Origin of the sequence: Nocardia sp. PE-7 (genome assembly GCF_030486425.1) — a bacterium.
In the GTDB taxonomy this organism is placed as follows: Bacteria; Actinomycetota; Actinomycetes; order Mycobacteriales; family Mycobacteriaceae; genus Nocardia; species Nocardia salmonicida_A.
In genome coordinates this window covers 3236393-3252309 of sequence record NZ_CP129614.1, presented here as the reverse complement: position 1 = coordinate 3252309, position 15917 = coordinate 3236393, and the positions used below count along the sequence as shown (strand labels likewise).

The window sequence follows — 15917 nt, the reverse complement described above, 5'->3', positions numbered from 1 at the left end:
ATGGCAAATCTCTTCGATCTCGTCCGCCGTCATGCCGATACCCACCCCGACACGGTGGCCCTGCGCGGCGAAAGCTGTGGCACCGGCGACTTCGACGCGTGGACCTATCACCAATTGCGTTCCCGGAGTATCAATTACGCTGCGGCGCTGCTCGCATCGGGGCTGCGAGTCGGTGATCGAGTGCTGCTCATCGCACCGTCGGTGCCCGAATTCGTCGTCGCCTACCTGGGGATTCAGGTGGCCGGTGCGGTGGTGGTCCCGGTCAACACGATGTCGACCGAGCACGAAGTCGGCTATGTCCTCGACGACGCGGGCTGCGCGCTCGTCATCGCCTGGCACACACTCGGTCCCGCCGCCTCGACGGCGGCGCAGGCGCGCGGAGTGCCTGTGTGGAACCTGCGCCCCGGCGCGGACGAAGGCCTCGCGTCGACCGAGGTTCGTGACCGTGACCCCGACGACACCGCGGCGATCCTCTACACATCGGGCACCACCGGTCGTCCCAAGGGTGCGCAACTGACCGTGTCGAATCTGTTGTCCGCGGGCGAGATCGGCGTCGCGTGCAGCCGTTCGACGCGGTCGGACCGCACGGGCACAGCGCTGCCGCTGTTCCACGTCTTCGGCCAGGCCTCGGTGATGATGACAACCTTCTCCGCCGGTGGGTCGCTGTCGTTGCTCTCCCGATTCGACGCGCAGGCGATGACGGCGATGTTGCGCCGCGATCGGCTCACCGTCATGGTCGGCGTACCGACCATGTGGAACGCGATGCTGCACACCGCAGGCGACGCCGACCCTGCCGACTTCGCCCACCTGCGGATCGCGGTCTCCGGCGGCGCGTCGTTGCCCGCCGCGGTGAGCCGGGAATTCCGGGCACGCTTCGGCTGCACGCTGCTCGAGGGGTACGGGCTCACCGAAACCACGGCGATGGGCACCTTCACCGACATCGAGCGGGGGGCGAAGGTCGGGTACGTCGGCGGCGCGGCACCGTTCACCCGGATCGAGGTCCGGGACGAGGCGGGCCACTCGTGCCCGCCGTCGAGCGTCGGTGAGATATTCATCCGCGGCGCGACGGTGATGAAGGGTTACTGGCGGCGACCGTCCGACACCGCCGACGTCGTCGATCACGAGGGCTGGTTGCGCACCGGAGACCTGGGTGTCGTCGATGCCGACGGCGACCTGCGCATCGTCGACCGGGCCAAGGACCTGATCATCCGTGGCGGCTACAACGTCTATCCGAGTGAGGTCGAGGAGATCCTGTACGCCCATCCCGACATCGTCGAGGTGGCCGTGATCGGTGTGCCGGACGATTACTACGGCGAGGAGGTCGCCGCCGTCGTCGTTTGCCGCCCGGAGTCGGCGCTCGATGCCGCCGATGTGGCGGTGTGGGCTCGAGAACGGCTGTCCGCGTACAAGATCCCGCGCGTGATCCAGTTCGTCGACACCTTGCCCAAGGGCGGCACGGGCAAGATCCTCAAGCGGGCGATCGACCGTCGAACCCTCGGTTCAATCGTCGAATAGTAACGATGTTACTCTCTGTTGGCGCTGGTGTGACAGGCATCATGATCTGGATCTCCGGCGACCTGAGTCACTGCGGCGACGTTGCCGTCAGTGATGTCGACTGAGAGGTTCTCGATGAAGCGACAGGATCTTCGACGGGTGTGGCCGGCAGGGCGCATCGTCGCGGTGTTGGTCTTGGCCTGCGCTACGGCGGTGGCCGGTGTGGTGACGGATGCGGGAGAGGTCTCGGCCGAGCCGATGAACTCGTTCTACACGCCGCCGGACCGGATTCCGCAGGAACCGGGCGCGATCATCAAGACCCAGCCGATGACCTTGTTCGTCACACCGCCCACCGAACAGGGGTGGCCGGGCCGCGCGCAGCACGTGATGTACACGTCTCGCCTGCAGGACGGTTCCCCGGTCGCGGTGAGCGGGACCTACATCGAGCCGACCGGGCCGTGGCAGGGCCCTGGGCCGCGCCCGACGGTGGTGATCGGCCCCGGCACGTCGGGTCAGGCCGACCGTTGCGCGATGTCGGTGGCGTTCTCGACGGGGCTGGCAGTGTCCACCCAGCCGTTGGGGGTCTCGGCCAACCAGGAGTTGCCGTCGTCGACGGTGTGGAGCGGCCTGGGCGCGCGGGTTCTGGTGACCGATTACATCGGTCTCGGCACACCCGGCATGCACACCTACGCCAATCGGTTCGACAGCGGGCACGCGATCCTCGACGGTGTGCGCGCGGCCAACAATCTGGGCGGTGTCGGGCCGGAGACGCCAGTCGTGCTGTGGGGCTACTCCCAGGGCGGCGGCGCCACCGCGGCCGCCGCGGAGATGGCTCCCACCTACGCGCCGGAGCTGAATCTCAAAGGCACCTGGGCAGGCGGACCTGTCGCCGACCTGACCGCGATCCTGGACAAGATCGATGGTGCGCTGATCGGCGGCGCGATCGGCTTCGCCGTGAACGGCATGCTCGCGCGCTACCCCGAACTGCACCGTGCGGTCGACAGGGTCACCAGCCAAGCCGGGCGCGACATGCTCGAGACCCTGAGCAATTCCTGCATCGCTGACGTGATCACCTACCACCCGTTCCTGAAAACCTCATCGCTGACCAACGACGGCCGACCGTTGTCCGCCCATCTCGGCGAATTGCCCGAAGCCGCGCCGGTGCTGGCCGAACTGCGCATCGGCAACTCCACTCCGGCCACGCCGGTCCTGATCACGAGCGGTCTCAACGACGACACCGTCCCGTACGGTCAGGCCCGGCGTCTCGCCGAAGACTGGTGCGCCAAGGGTGCGACGGTGACCTTCCGCACGAACGACCTGCCGCCGATCCTGCCCGGAACCACCATCCCGAATCATTTCGGGCCGGAGATCATCGACGGTTTCGGTCCCGACAACGCGTTCACCTATCTGCTCGATCGCCTTGCGGACAAGCCGGTCTCCGGCTGCAGTATCGACTGAACAAGGATCTGAGCGTGCACGACATTTCACGCCGCTCGATGCTGATTGCCGCGGCAGCAGCGAGCGGGATGTTTCTCGGCGCCCGGGCGGCGGGCACGCCGACTCCGACGCCGATCGCCTTGCGGGCCGACAGTATTCCGCTGAGCTATGAAGATCACCGAGTGGTGGTGATCGGGTCGGGTTTCGGCGGCGGCGTGAGCGCGCTGCGGTTGGCGCAGGCCGGTGTGGACGTGACGGTCCTCGAGCGTGGCCGGCGCTGGCCCAGTGGGCCGAACGCCGAGACCTTCCCGCGCGCGTCCGCCCCGGACAAGCGATTGCTGTGGTACCGGTCGAGTCCGAATCTCTTCGGGACACCGCTGGTGTTCGACCCGTACGCCGGGTTGATCGAGGCGGTACCCGGCGTGAACATGACCGCACTGTGCGCGGCCGGTGTCGGCGGCGGTTCGCTGGTCTACCAGGGCATGTCGCTACAGCCCGCCGAATCCGTGTTCAACGCGCACTTTCCGCAAGAGCTGGACTGGGCGACGATGGACCGGGTGCACTATCCGCGAGTGGCGCGAATGTTGGGCCTGGCCGAAGCGCCGGACGAACTGATCGCCACCGAAAACTATCGGGCCGCACGGGTTTTCGCGGAACGCGTGCGCGGGGCCGGGATGCCGCTGTCGAAGATCCCGATGCCCATCGACTGGAGCTTCGCGCTCGCCGAACTGCGTGGGGAGATGAAAGCCTCCTACACCAACGGCGACGGTGCGATGGGTGTCAACAACGGCGGCAAGCATTCCGTCGACGTCACCTACATCGCCGCCGCCGAAGCGACCGGCCGGTGCCAGGTGCAGACCCTGCACGAGGTGACCGATCTCGAACGCGCCCGCGACGGCCGCTGGACCGTGCACGTGCAGCGCCTCGACACCGCGGGTGCGGTGGTGGAGAACAAGGTGCTCACCGCGGGAGCGGTGATCATGGCCGCGGGCAGCATGAATACCACTCGGCTGCTCGTGCGGGCCGGCGCCAAGGGCCTGATTCCCGACCTGCCGGACGGCCTCGGTCAACAGTGGGGCACCAACGCCGACCGCATCTACGTCTGGAATGACCCGACTGCGCAATTCGGTGCGCCGCAGGGTGGTCCGGTGATCTACGGCAGCAAGAACTGGGACGACCCGCGGGCGGCGCACACCGTGGTCCAGGCCTCCATCCCACCGATGCAGGTGGATGTTGCCAGCACGATGCTCGTCGGTTACGGCGTCAGCGACAGCCGCGGCGCCTTCGCCTACGACGCTGCCCGCGACGACGCGATCCTGCACTGGCCCCACGACGGCGACCGGTTCATCCAGGACAATCACATCGACCCCGCGGTGCGTCGCATCGCGGGCCCCGCGGCCAGGTTGCTCGACACCAACACGCTGTTTCCCTCCACCTGGCATCCACTCGGTGGAGCGAGCATGGGTTCGGTGTGCGATCTGAACGGGCGCGTCCACGACCAGCCGGGCCTCTACGTTCTCGACGGTGCGCTGTTGCCGGGCAGCGCCGCCGCCTGCAACCCGTCGATGACCATCGCCGCGGTCGCGGAGCGGGCCTTGGACAACCTCGTCGCCGAGGATGTGGGAACCCGGATCTGAGGGCGGATCGCCTCGGTGGCAGGACAAGTGGATGGACTACTGTGACATGGTGGCCAGAAAGGGCGAAGGTGATCCCGCGCGCAAAATCACCGAAACCACCCTGTCGCTGCTCGAATCGGAAGGTTACGACGCGGTTCAGCTGCGCCGGGTGGCGCGCCTCGCGCAGGTATCGTTGACCACGGTCTACAAGCTGTACCCCACCCGTGACGAACTCGTCCTCACGGCGGTCGCCCACTGGATGGCCACCAACACCTACACCGAACTCGACCCGCCGCACATCGGCGAATCACTCGCCGATGTGCTGATCCGGGTGACCCGCTACGTGTTCGAACCGTGGGAGCGTCACCCCCGGATGCTGGCCGCCTACTCGCACGCTCGTTCCGGTCCCGGTGGGCAGCGACTCGACGCCCAGGGTTTCGCCGCGGTGTTGCCCGCCGTCGGCACGATGTTCGCCAGTCTCGACGAGGACTACGCCGCCGATCTCGCGCTAGTGCTGACCAACATGGTCTACGCCCTGTTGGGACGTTTCGCGCACGGGGATATCGCGATCACCGAGATCCTGCCCGCACTCGAACGGGCCATCATCCGATTGACGCAGAACAACGCTCCGTTCGCCGCGGCCGCCGATCAGACCGCCGAACCGGGTGCGACGTCGTTCGAGTGGATTTCCGGCTTCAGCTCGCCCTATTCCCCGGGGACCGAGACCGGCGAGTCCTAGCCGAGGAACCGCCTGGCAGGTACTCGCTCGGGCAGGTTCGGCCGGTGGTTGCGCAAACGTTTCCGCGGCTCACCGGAGCAGTTCAGGCTCTGGCAATCCCGACACGGGATCCTGGAGATTCGGCGCCGACGCCGATGTCCACGAGGAGGAGCCCGAGCGGATGCATCGCCGCAACCACGAGTTCAGTCGGCGCAGTGTGCTGTACGCGGCGGGGGCGGCGATCGCGCTGGCGGCGGTGGCGCCGCCGACACCGGCGGGGACGATCATCCGGGGACATTCGCGCGACCTCGGAGCGGGGGAGCGGGCGGACCTGGCGGAACGGGCGATCGTGGCGCGCCATGTGCGCTCGCTCTGGGGACTGCCGCAGCGCCGGTTGGGGGCGCTGGTGTGGCCCGCTGATCTGGCGGAACGGGCATTCGGGCGATGGTGCTACTGGTGGCAGGCACATCTGCTCGACTGCGCGGTGGACGCCGCTCACCGCGCACCCAGCCCCGACCGCGTCGATCGGGTGGTCGCACTCGCACGGGGCATCCGAACCCGCAATGTCACCGGATGGACCAATCGGTACTACGATGATATGGCGTGGATGCTGCTGACGCTCGAACGGGCCGACCGACTACTCGACATCCGGTTCGACGACGCGATAGGCGATCTGCGGGACGCATTGATCGGTGGATGGAACCCCGACGTGGGTGCGGTGCCGTGGCGATCCGGCGACGATTTCTACAACACCGTGGCGATCGGTCCGACCGGCATCGCGATGGCTCGCCTCGGCGACATTTCCCGCGCCGGTGCACTCGCCGACTTCCTCGACACTCGACTGCGTGACACCGACAGCGGCCTGACCCTCGATGGTGTCCACGAGCCCGGCGGCCGCGTGGATCGCACCATCCACACCTACTGCCAGGGCGTGACCATCGGGCTGGAAACCGAATTGGCTTCGCGCACCGGCGAATCGGGGCATCGTGACCGTGCGACGGCACTCGTGACCGCGGTCGAGCACCGGCTCACCGACACCGGCGTGATCGCCGCGGCCGCAGGCAACGACTCCGGGCTCTTCATGGGAATCCTCGCGCGATATCTCGCCGAAACCGCACTGGCGCTGGGGAACACGACCGCCGCGAAGATCGTGCACGCCTCCGCCCAGGCGGCCTGGGCGAATCGCGCCGAGGTCGACGGCCTGCCGCTGTTCGGTACGGACTGGAACCGTCCGGTCGTGGTCCCGCGACATCCGGGAGTCTTCCTCCAGCTCGCGGACACCTCCGCCGCGTCGTCGGCGAATCTGAGCCGCGACCTGTCGGTGCAGCTGAGTGGATGGATGCTGCTCGAAGCCGACTACCGGCTCACCGCCGCGGGCCGCTGAACTCGCGCACGTCAAGGCATTTCGACTGTTTCAGCCCTGGCGATCTCGTTGATCGCGCGCTGAATGGATTGCTGCGGCGAGGTGCGGGCCAGCTCGGCGAGGTAGTCGATCAGCAGTACCGCCGCGGGTTGGAGGTTCGTCCACGCGCGGTCCGTTTCCGCGGACTCGTCGACTCCGAGCGCCCCGGTGAGCGCGCTGACGACCGCGGTGGCATCGAGTCCGGACAGCCACGGAGCCGATCGCCGGACCACGGATTCCAGCACGGCACGCACATCGTCACCGGTGAGACCGTCCGGATGGGCGGTCTCGAGCAGCTCTCTGACGATCGCCGCCAGCACCGCGGTGACCTGATCGGCGGGGAGTTCGGACAGATCCGCGGTGGTCACACGGAACCCGGCTTCGTCGGCCGCCTTCGCCGCGGTGACGGCGGCCTCGATGGCGGTCGCGATCGCGCGAGCTGACGAGGGCCAATCGGACGGCCACATGGGTAGTTCTCCTCGTGGGTCGGCGCACGTGCCCCGTCGGACTTCGCACGGGGATGCCGTCAGCGTAGTCAGTGGCCGGTGCCGATCCGATGACGGTGCGTGTGAACGGGTAGCCCGCTACTCGCGCGTGCGGGTGGTCTTCGGCCCACGCTTGCTGGAGAGGGGCGGCGGACTCCACCGTCGTCGAACCGACACAGGAAGCGCGAGTCCCATGATCATCGACGACACTGTTCGGTCTGCCATCGACACCGCCGACACCGGCGAATTCCATTCCGGCCCGGAGGCGGGATCGGCGCTGATCGGCAGCGTCGCCCACGGTGTGCGCGCTCTGCGCTACGCGGTGGTCGACGATCTCGCGATCTTCGAAGGCGACATCGTGCTCGGTACCGTCGAGGAGATCGATGCCCGCCGTCGACAGGAGGGCGTGGTGATCTCCGGGGCGGTATTCCGCTGGCCGAATGCGGTGGTCCCCTTCGAGGTCGACCCGGCCCTGCCCGCCCCACAGCGGGTCTTCGACGCGATCGCGCACTGGAACTCGCGCACCAGGATCCGGTTCGTCCCACGCACCGGCGCCCACGGCGACTGCGTGCGATTCGTGCCGAGCACGTCGAGTCGGTCGCCGGTGGGGCGGCAGGGCGGACGCCAGACGATCGAACTCGCCGCCGCCGCGCCGGTGGGCACCGTGGTCCACGAGATGGGGCACGCGCTCGGACTCTGGCACGAACAGAGCAGGGAGGACCGCGGCAATTTCGTCGCGGTGCGGCTGGACCGGGTCGATCCGGCCCACCGGCACAACTTCGACCAGCACATCACCGACGGCGACGACGTCGGCCGGTACGACTTCGGCTCGATCATGCATTACCCCGCGACGGCGTTCAGCACCACCGGGCAGCCGACGATCCTCGCGCGCGTTCCCCTGCCGCCCGGCGTGACGATGGGCCAGCGCTCCGCGCTCTCGGTCGGCGATGTGAACGCCGCCCACGCGATCTACCCCTGACATCGGCGCAGGTACCCCGCTCGGTGAAGTCGAGTGGTCCACTACTCGTGCCCGACACCGCGCCCGCGCTCACGCTGAATACCCAGCACACATTTCTCCGGGCGAGGTGACCCATGGATACCGAGAGTGAAGCACGCACTGCCGCATGGCACGAACAGATGGACGCCGCATCGCGGCGATTCGACGACACCGAGGCCGAGCGCGACGAAGTGGCCCGCCGCCGTGAGGTGAGCGATTCCGATGTCGTCGACACCGAGGAACAGATCCTCGCCCGCGCCGACCGCCTGCTCGTCACCGGCGAAGTCCCCGCGCAGGCGGTGATCGAGCTGGGCAGGCAGGAGCCGGTCGGCAGCATCCGCTCGCTCGAGCGGGTCATCGGTTTCGCCAACGAGCTACAGGCGGCGAACTTTCTGACCCGCGGCGCCAGAGCCGCTGCGGCGGTGGCGCGAATCTCGTTGGCAGACAACGGGCGTGAGGTTCCGATGGGCACCGGTTCGTTGGTGTCGCCACAACTGCTGCTCACCAACAATCACGTGCTGCCCACGCCGGGGGCGGCCGAATCGGTCGTGATCGAATTCCGCGCGGAGGCCGACATCGACAATGTTCCCGGACCGACGGTGCGCTTCCGGCTCGCGCCCGACGACTTCTTCGTCACCGACAAACACCTCGACTACACCGTGGTCCGGGTGGCACCGGGACCCGACGGCGCCGCACCCGGTACGACGTTCGGCTGGAACCCGTTGATCGCCAAGCCGGGCAAGATCGTGATCGGCGAGGCGATGAACGTCGTCGGGCATCCCTCGGGGCGGCTCAAGGAAATCTCGATCCGGCACAACCGCCTCGACCTACAACTCGACGACTTCCTGCACTACGCCTCCGATACCGAGCCGGGGAATTCGGGCTCGCCGGTCTTCAACGACCAGTGGGAGATCGTCGCGCTACACCACGCCGGAGTGCCGAAGAAGGACGACAAGGGCCGGGTGCTGCGCAAGGACGGCAAGCTGTGGCAGTCCGGAGACGGCGACGACGCGATCGACTGGATCGCCAACGAGGGCGCGCGGGTGAGCGTGCTGCTGCATGACCTGGGATCGCGCCAGTTCGATCCGGCGCAGCGCGCCCTACTCGACGAACTCGGGCTCGCGGCTGTCCCGCCGCGTGAAGCGGCGGCGAGAGTGCCGGTGTCGCAACCGATCTCGGCCGACGAAAGCCTGGTGCGCGGCCTGCGTGGCAAGTCGACCGCGTTCGGCGGTCACCGCAGCGTGTTGTTCCTGCACGGGCGCGGACAACAGGGCCGCGACCCGGTCGAGCTGCGCCGCAACTGGACAGCCGGCTTGAACAAAGGGCTGACCCTCGCCGGTCTGAGCCCTATCGACCCCGTCGACGTCTACTTTCCCTTCTACGGTGACCAGCTCGTGGAGAGTATGGACACCCGCGAGGCTGTTGCGGCAGGTCCGGCACTCTACGAGGACCTGGTCGCCGAAGCGGCCCACCGTGCGGGGATGCCGAACGCCGATGAATCGCCCGCCGACCCGCAGACGCGGGAGCTCTTCGGCGGATTCGGTGCGGTGGTCCTGGGGCGCCTGCGCGACCAGCTCAGCTGGATCGCCGCCCGCAGCGGCCTCGACTCCGCGCTCATCGGCGCCATCTTCAAAGACGTCGCCGCCTATCTCGACAACGAACGGATCCGCAAGAGTGTGCTCGACACGGTGCTCACCGACACGCCCACCGAGGGCGAGCTGATCCTGGTCAGCCATAGTCTGGGCACCGTGGTCGCGATGGATCTGCTCACCCAGTTGCCCCGCGAACTGAACGTGCGCCTGCTGGTGACGGCAGGCAGCCCGCTCGGGTTGGACGGGGTGTATCGCAAGCTGCTCATCGGCGGCGCGAGCAGGCCCGAACGGGTCGGCGAATGGCTCAACACCTGGTACGCCGGTGACCCGATCGCCATCGGTTGCCCACTGCGTCAGGCCTGGGGTCCGGATCTGCGTGACCTCCCGGTCGAGAACCCCAAGAACCGGGCGCACGACATCACCGAATACCTCGCCCATGCCGCGGTGGCCGCCACGATCGGGCACGTGCTGTCCGCCTGAGCACAACGCCGCCTCGGCGGTTATGGCGTGAACGGGCGCTGATCGAGCAGATCGGCGCCCGCGTTGATCGTGAGCAGGTTCGGAACCTGGTCGGGCGGCATGATATTCATGATCTGCCGGTGGAACTGCGAATACCCGGCGGTGAAGGCGCCGCTGCCCCAGACCTCGAGCAGCGAGCCCGTGAACTGCCCGTTGACCGGTCCGTCATACGACAGCTGAGAATCCTGGCAGCCGGCGAGCAGCAGCACGCTCGCCCGGATATCGGCCCGTGCCTGCGGCCCGCTCAGGCGCTGGACGAACGAATACAGCTGCCTGCGTCGCTTGTTGTCCTCGGTCTGGACCTCGCGCGGCATCGCCTTGGCGCTGCCCGCGACAACGGTGAGTCCGGCCGGATCCTCGGCGGCGGTGCGTTCGGCCACGTCGATGATCGCCGCCCGGGCGTCGCGGGTGAATACGTCACGGACCACCGACCCGCTGTGGCAACTGTCGGAGCACACGACCACCCGCACACCCGCCGCGAACTGCCGCCACATCTGATAAAGCTCGTCGTCGACGATCTGGCGATCGAAGGCCACCCAGGTCTCGTCCTGGCTGTCGTCCTCCTCGCCGTCGACATCCCAGGTCTGGCCGCCGTGACCCGAATAGGTGATGAGAACGAGGTCACCGGGGCGGGCCTTGTGTGCCAGCTGACCGATTTCGCCGATGATCGCGAAGGAGGTCGCCGCACTGTCGAGCAACTCTGTCGACGTGACGAATCCCTGCGCGGCGGCCAGCGCCGCCATGGAATTCGCGTCGTTCACGCAGCCCGCGAGTGCGCCGTCCCAGCCGCCGTACGCGGCGGGATCGACCCGGTTCAATCCGATATGCAAAGAATATCCGCTCACTGCCCGTTCCTCCATCCAGAGATAATGATCGCCCGAGGTGAGCGCTCACTTCGTCACCCCTCGATCCTGCTGTGGCCGTGCGGAACTCGATAGCGTGGCGGACTACTCGAATGCGAAATTCTCGGCACCGAACCCGCGTGTATTCGCGTAGTGGATTACGCGTTCGCACAGACGCGTCCGCGCGCGAGGATGACTCCACACAGTGTTTCCGCTGAGAAAGGCAACGAAATGTTGGAGCTGGATACGGAGGACGCGGTCGTGGCAGCGAGCGCCGATACCGAAGAAGAAGCGTTCGAGTCGGCGAAAACCCGCTACGGCGTCGAAGAGGCCGCTGTGCGGGCGATCGGCCAGACGAATATCACCTCGATCTTCTGGGCCCAGAAGATTCTGCGCACCCACGGAACGGGTGCCTGGGTATTCGGATTCCCGAGCGCCGACGTGCGCGCCGACAGTCAGGTCTCGGTGAGCCTCACCGAGATCGATTCCGCCGATACCCCGTTTCTCGGGCCGGCCACCACCCAGGTCCTGAATGTGGTTCCGCACGCCGACGGCACCATGACGGTGCGGTATCACGTCGGCTGGAACAGCAATATCCGAGTGCTGTTCAACTTCATCATCGCCAATTGAGCAGCCACGATGGCAGTGTCCACCGCACGCCGAGCCCGAATCGACAGCGTGGTCGATTCGGACCATCCGGGCCGATGCCAAGTCACACGGCGGGTCCGCGTCGCCGACGAAGTCGATTCGGACCGGCCATCGACCCCCTGCCGAGTGCGCTACCCGGGCCTACGTGCTGCCGCCAGTGCGGTGAGCACCCGCTCGGTTTTGGTATCGCCGGTCGCGATCGTCAGCCCGAGCGCGTGCAGAGCTGCTTCGATTTCGCGCTGGGCGTCGACCGCGCGGAGATGCAGATCGACCGGTGAATCACCTTGTCGGGGCACAACTGTCAGCGACAATTCGACCAGATCGAGCGCGGCGGCGGTCCACCGTTCCACATCCGCGCGCAGATTTCCCACCGGCACACCCGTCCAGCGTGCGGAAGCGACCGGGCCCATCGCGCACAGATGATCGACCGCGATGCCGGGGGGCGTGCAGCTCACCAGGAACTGCCGCTGGGCCGAAGTCAGCGTGTCGGTGACATCGATACCTCGGTCCACCGCAGCACGCAGGGAACCGGGGGACCGCAGGCTGATCGCCGAGGCCGCCAGCATCCGCCGCTCGCCGGACCAATCACTTTCGATGCGGTATCGCACGCCGGGCTCGGTGAAGGGCGCCGCCCAGCGGCCTGCCAACTGGGAACGCAGGCACGGGCGCAGTTTTACGGTGAGGTCGTCTTCGTCGCCGCTGCGCAACCGGATGACGATGCGGCTCGACAGCAGGGTCGGCGCGCCCGTGGAACCGGGATGCAGCGGCTCGGCGAACCAGATGTCGCGGTAGGCCGCGCCGGTGTCGCTACATCGCAGGCGTTGCAGTGCGCCCGCGACATCTCCATCGAGATTCACTTTGATTTCGATCGGTGTGATCACCCGAGCCCCCTTTCTGTCGCAGTGACGGGTCCCGCCCGCGGAGCGCGAGCGCCCTGGAACCCAGATTCGCCCATCGACCGGCCGCGGCGCGCGCGTAGTGCGCTACCCGATCAGGTCAGGCGTCCGGGTCGCGCGAGGACCATCGACGATCGCAACCCCGAATCGGCGACGATGCGCCGCCCGCTCGGGACCGCGCGTAGTCGACTACTCGTGACAGCCCTGACCAGGTATCGGAGACTGGAATCGATCGGTCCGGTAGGCGCCGGCCAGGCGCCATCCCGTGGAGGTTTCTCGATGGTCGACCCGCAGCAGCAGACCCTGGTCACCCGCGCACTGGTCGCCGCCGCCGAGGCGCTCGACCGCCACGTCGGCTGGTTCCGGTTGCCGACCCCGTTGGGCTTGGCCGTACTGGTCGGGCTGCGCAGCAGACTGCGCTCGCGCAACCTCTTCGGCACCGGCCCGCACCCGGCCGGGCCCCTGCCGCCGGACGTCACCGGCGAGCACCGGAGCGCGCGCACCATCGATGGCACCTACAACAGCCCCGACGACCCCCGCGCGGGGTCGATCGGCTGCCGCTTCGGGCGCAACTTCCCGCTGGATCACACCTACCCCGAGGGTCCGGCGCGGATCATGGAACCCAACCCGCGCACGGTCAGCAGGCGATTGCTCACGCGCGAGCGATTCCAGCCCGCCACCACCCTGAATCTGCTGGCGGCGGCCTGGATCCAGTTCGAGGTGCACGACTGGTTCGTGCACGAGCCCGCCGAACGCGACCCCTTCACCGTCACCCTGGACGACGACGATCAGTGGCCACACCCGCCGATGACGATCCCGCGCACGGCGACGACGGCCGCGCCCGATCCGACCGACCCGCCGACCTACCTCACCGGCGAGACCCACTGGTGGGACGCCTCCCAGATCTACGGCAGCACCGCCGAATTCGCCGCATCCCTGCGCTCGGGCAAGCACGGCCAGCTGGTGATCGACGAACTGGGACTGCCGCCGCTGGATGCCGAACGGCTGGTGGCGCTCGAGCCGGAGGCGGCCAACGCGTGGGTCGGCCTCGCACTGCTGCACTCGCTGTTCCTCCGCGAACACAACGCGATCTGTGCCCGCCTGTCCCGCCGCTACCCCGACATGGACGACCAGCAGCTCTACGACACCGCGCGACTGGTCAATTCCGCGTTGATCGCGAAGATCCACACCGTGGACTGGACACCGGCCGTGATCGCCCACCCCACCACCGTCGCCGCCATGCGCGCCAACTGGTTCGGCGTGCTGGGGGAGCGGGTCTCGCGTCGCTTCGGCGATCTCATCGGCAACGAAGTCCTCTGTGGCATACCGGGTTCCGAACGTGACGACAGCGGTGTGCCGTACTCGCTCACCGAGGAGTTCGTCGCGGTGTACCGCATGCATCCACTGATTCCCGACGAGCTCGTCGTCCGCAGCCTCGGCGACGACACCGTGCTGGCCGAGCATCCACTGGCCGAACTCGGCGTCGCCCACATCCGCCGACGCCTCACCGAGACACCGATGGACACGCTGCTCTACTCGTTCGGCCGAGCCAACCCCGGCGCGTTGACGCTGCACAACTACCCCGCGCACCTGCAACAGCTCGAGCGCCCCGGCCAGCCGCTGCTCGATCTCGCGACCGTGGACATCCTGCGGGTCCGCGAGCGCGGTGTGCCGCGCTACAACGACTTCCGCCGCCACCTGCGGCTGCCACCGGTCACCTCGTTCGACGAGCTCACCGACGATCCGCGGTGGGCGCGTGAACTCGAAGAGGTCTACGGCGACGTGGACGACGTCGACCTGATGATCGGCCTCTACGCCGAACCCAAGCCGCCCGGCTTCGGCTTCAGCGACACCGCCTTTCGCGTATTCGTGCTGATGGCGTCGCGGCGGTTGTCGGCCGACCGTTTCTTCACCACCGACTTCCGGCCCGAGGTCTACACCGAGGCGGGCATGGCCTGGGTGCGCGACACCACGATGCGCAGCGTGCTGCTGCGTCATTTCCCGACCCTGGCGCCCGCGCTCGACGGCGTCGCGAACCCGTTCGCCCCGTGGAGGAGTCCGCGATGAGCTACCTGCGCTACCGCGACGACCTGGAAAAACCGCGCCTCGACGAAGAACGCGACATCGACAAGATCATCGCGGTCCTGCGTCACAACAACGAACGCGCCTACCGCAAGTACAAGCGTGGCCTGCGTGACGCGCACGCCAAGAGCCACGGCATCCTGCGCGGCGAACTGACCGTGCCCGCGGGCCTGGCGCCCGAACTGGCGCAGGGCATGTTCGCCACCCCGGCCACCTATCCGGTGATCGCGAGGTTGTCGAGCACGTCCGGGGTGATCCGCAGCGATCAACTGCGCGGCGTCCGCGGCCTCGGGATCAAGGTGCTCGGCATCCACGGGCCGCGCGCGATGCCCGAAGACGAGGCGATCACCCAGGACTTCATCATGGTCACCCACCGCGAATTCCTCTTCGCCGACGCGCACGCCTACCTCACCACGGGCATGCCGACCGCCTGGGCGCTGGCCCGGCTGCCCGACACGGCCCTGCGCGCGGGCAGCGACCTGGTCGCCGCGCTGAACACACACGTCCTGCGCCGGATCGGGCGGAGCGTGCCACCGAATCTCGGTGTCTTCGTCGCACCCAATACCCACATCCTCGGCGAGACCTTCTTCACCTCGGCGCCCCTTCGATTCGGGGACTACGTGGCCAAGCTGCTCTATGTTCCGGTGTCACCGGAAGTCGTTGCACTGCAAGGGCAACCGGTCGATCCCGACGCCGGGGTCAACGCGCACCAGGATCTGATCGTGGATTTCTTCGCCGGGCACAGCGCCACCTACGAACTGCGTGCGCAACTGTGCACGAACGCGGCCACCATGCCGATCGAGGACGCCACCGTGCCGTGGCCGGAGGACGAGTCGCCGCACCGCACCATCGCGACCATCCGATTCGACGCGCAGGATCCGTACACCCCGCAGCGGCGCGCCTACGGCGACGACGTGCTCTCGTTCAACTCCTGGCGTGGCCTGGACGCGCACCGGCCGCTCGGATCGATCAACCGGCTCAAGAAGCGGGTGTACGAGGCGTCGAGCAACTACCGCCACGACGTCAACAACGCGCCGCGCGTCGAGCCGCGCGACGCCACCGAGCTCCCGCCATGACCCCCACCCCCCTCGCACGTCCGGCGCGCCCGCCCGCCGCGCCGGACCACCGGCGCGCCGACCGTGTCGCCGGTCCGATTCGTTGTGACGTCGCCGCAGGACAACTACACTTT

13 protein-coding genes are annotated in these 15917 nt (G+C 67.8%); 10 read left to right on the top strand and 3 right to left on the bottom strand.

Going from position 1 to position 15917, the window contains the following annotated elements; translation table 11 throughout:
* The 5 genes from QX204_RS15245 to QX204_RS15225 all read left to right on the top strand — a co-directional run bounded on the left by QX204_RS15245 (nucleotide 1) and on the right by QX204_RS15225 (nucleotide 6649).
* Entirely contained in the window at nucleotides 1–1515 is a 1515-nt protein-coding gene (locus QX204_RS15245) for a class I adenylate-forming enzyme family protein (protein ID WP_301907526.1), read from the top strand.
* 114 nt (nucleotides 1516–1629) lie between these two features.
* On the top strand, nucleotides 1630–2952 hold the full coding sequence (locus QX204_RS15240) for a lipase family protein (protein ID WP_301907525.1): 1323 nt from the start codon (nucleotides 1630–1632) through the stop codon (nucleotides 2950–2952).
* Between the two features lie 14 nt (nucleotides 2953–2966).
* A complete protein-coding gene (locus tag QX204_RS15235) occupies nucleotides 2967–4568 on the top strand; it encodes a GMC oxidoreductase (RefSeq protein WP_301907524.1) in 1602 nt (533 codons plus the stop codon).
* 31 nt (nucleotides 4569–4599) lie between these two features.
* Complete coding sequence (locus QX204_RS15230) at nucleotides 4600–5286, top strand: TetR/AcrR family transcriptional regulator (RefSeq protein ID WP_357214053.1); 687 nt, start codon at nucleotides 4600–4602, stop codon at nucleotides 5284–5286.
* Between the two features lie 160 nt (nucleotides 5287–5446).
* Nucleotides 5447–6649 carry a glycoside hydrolase family 76 protein gene (locus tag QX204_RS15225; RefSeq protein ID WP_301907523.1) on the top strand — a complete coding sequence of 401 codons (1203 nt, stop codon included), beginning with the start codon at nucleotides 5447–5449 and terminating at the stop codon, nucleotides 6647–6649.
* 11 nt (nucleotides 6650–6660) lie between these two features.
* On the opposite strand, the gene QX204_RS15220 is transcribed toward QX204_RS15225, so the two are convergent.
* Nucleotides 6661–7134 carry a hypothetical protein gene (locus tag QX204_RS15220; protein ID WP_301907522.1) on the bottom strand — a complete coding sequence of 158 codons (474 nt, stop codon included), beginning with the start codon at nucleotides 7132–7134 and terminating at the stop codon, nucleotides 6661–6663.
* 211 nt (nucleotides 7135–7345) lie between these two features.
* Between QX204_RS15220 and legP the strand changes: the two genes are divergently transcribed.
* Complete coding sequence (gene legP / locus QX204_RS15215) at nucleotides 7346–8131, top strand: Dot/Icm T4SS effector Zinc-dependent metalloprotease LegP (protein ID WP_301907521.1); 786 nt, start codon at nucleotides 7346–7348, stop codon at nucleotides 8129–8131.
* A 113-nt stretch (nucleotides 8132–8244) separates the two neighbouring features.
* Complete coding sequence (locus QX204_RS15210; protein WP_301907520.1) at nucleotides 8245–10221, top strand: trypsin-like serine peptidase; 1977 nt, start codon at nucleotides 8245–8247, stop codon at nucleotides 10219–10221.
* A 20-nt stretch (nucleotides 10222–10241) separates the two neighbouring features.
* Here QX204_RS15210 and QX204_RS15205 read toward each other — a convergent pair whose 3' ends face one another.
* On the bottom strand, nucleotides 10242–11105 hold the full coding sequence (locus QX204_RS15205) for a caspase family protein (protein ID WP_301907518.1): 864 nt from the start codon (nucleotides 11103–11105) through the stop codon (nucleotides 10242–10244).
* 228 nt (nucleotides 11106–11333) lie between these two features.
* Between QX204_RS15205 and QX204_RS15200 the strand changes: the two genes are divergently transcribed.
* Nucleotides 11334–11732: a hypothetical protein gene (locus QX204_RS15200; RefSeq protein ID WP_301907516.1), complete on the top strand. Its 399-nt coding sequence runs from the start codon at nucleotides 11334–11336 to the stop codon at nucleotides 11730–11732.
* Nucleotides 11733–11881: 149 nt separating this feature from the next.
* Here QX204_RS15200 and QX204_RS15195 read toward each other — a convergent pair whose 3' ends face one another.
* Nucleotides 11882–12631, bottom strand: a complete 750-nt coding sequence (locus QX204_RS15195; RefSeq protein ID WP_301907515.1) for a hypothetical protein — start codon at nucleotides 12629–12631, stop codon at nucleotides 11882–11884.
* Nucleotides 12632–12925: 294 nt separating this feature from the next.
* Here QX204_RS15195 and QX204_RS15190 point away from each other — a divergent pair, with 294 nt between their 5' ends.
* Nucleotides 12926–14713 (top strand): peroxidase family protein, encoded by a 1788-nt coding sequence (locus tag QX204_RS15190; RefSeq protein ID WP_301907514.1) that lies wholly within the window; start codon nucleotides 12926–12928, stop codon nucleotides 14711–14713.
* Entirely contained in the window at nucleotides 14710–15804 is a 1095-nt protein-coding gene (locus tag QX204_RS15185) for a catalase family protein (RefSeq protein ID WP_301907513.1), read from the top strand. The genes QX204_RS15190 and QX204_RS15185 overlap by 4 nt, the downstream gene beginning before the upstream one ends.
* Nucleotides 15805–15917: the final 113 nt, after the last annotated feature.

Bases quoted from the DNA above. Each gene is read 5' to 3' on its own strand.
- QX204_RS15245 (WP_301907526.1), top strand. From the start codon at position 1: ATGGCAAATCTCTTCGATCTCGTCCGCCGTCATGCCGATACCCACCCC.
- QX204_RS15240 (WP_301907525.1), top strand. From the start codon at position 1,630: ATGAAGCGACAGGATCTTCGACGGGTGTGGCCGGCAGGGCGCATCGTC.
- QX204_RS15230 (WP_357214053.1), top strand. From the start codon at position 4,600: ATGGACTACTGTGACATGGTGGCCAGAAAGGGCGAAGGTGATCCCGCG.
- QX204_RS15225 (WP_301907523.1), top strand. From the start codon at position 5,447: ATGCATCGCCGCAACCACGAGTTCAGTCGGCGCAGTGTGCTGTACGCG.
- QX204_RS15220 (WP_301907522.1), bottom strand. From the start codon at position 7,134: ATGTGGCCGTCCGATTGGCCCTCGTCAGCTCGCGCGATCGCGACCGCC.
- legP (WP_301907521.1), top strand. From the start codon at position 7,346: ATGATCATCGACGACACTGTTCGGTCTGCCATCGACACCGCCGACACC.
- QX204_RS15210 (WP_301907520.1), top strand. From the start codon at position 8,245: ATGGATACCGAGAGTGAAGCACGCACTGCCGCATGGCACGAACAGATG.
- QX204_RS15200 (WP_301907516.1), top strand. From the start codon at position 11,334: ATGTTGGAGCTGGATACGGAGGACGCGGTCGTGGCAGCGAGCGCCGAT.
- QX204_RS15190 (WP_301907514.1), top strand. From the start codon at position 12,926: ATGGTCGACCCGCAGCAGCAGACCCTGGTCACCCGCGCACTGGTCGCC.
- QX204_RS15185 (WP_301907513.1), top strand. From the start codon at position 14,710: ATGAGCTACCTGCGCTACCGCGACGACCTGGAAAAACCGCGCCTCGAC.